Consider the following 288-nt stretch of genomic DNA (forward strand, 5'->3'; position numbering starts at 1 on the left):
CGGCACGCCCGGCGGCGTCGGCGCCAAGCGCACGCCGCCGCTGTGGATGCGCCCGGGCGACACTGTCGAGGTCGAGATCTCCGGCATTGGAACCTTGCGCAACACGGTCGTCGCCGAACCGGCCTGACCACGCCTTCGAGCAATCAAAAACGACAAGTCAGGAAACGCCATGGCCAACCTCCGCACGACGTCCGCCTCCACCTTGCTCATCACGCTGGCGCTCGCAGGCCCGCCTGCGCGCGCCGAGATCAAGGCCGATGCCATCCGCATCGGCGTGCTCACCGACAT

Annotated in this window: 1 protein-coding gene; it reads left to right on the plus strand. The window is 68.1% G+C overall.

The window, feature by feature from the left end; translation table 11 throughout:
• Positions 1-127, plus strand: a 127-nt coding sequence (locus AABA86_RS34620) for a fumarylacetoacetate hydrolase family protein (protein ID WP_338309945.1), incomplete at its 5' end; no start/stop codon positions are given.
• Positions 128-288 lie beyond the last annotated feature (161 nt).

The sequence above is a fragment of the Bradyrhizobium sp. TM233 genome (assembly GCF_036247965.1).
Classification (GTDB): domain Bacteria; phylum Pseudomonadota; class Alphaproteobacteria; order Rhizobiales; family Xanthobacteraceae; genus Bradyrhizobium; species Bradyrhizobium ottawaense.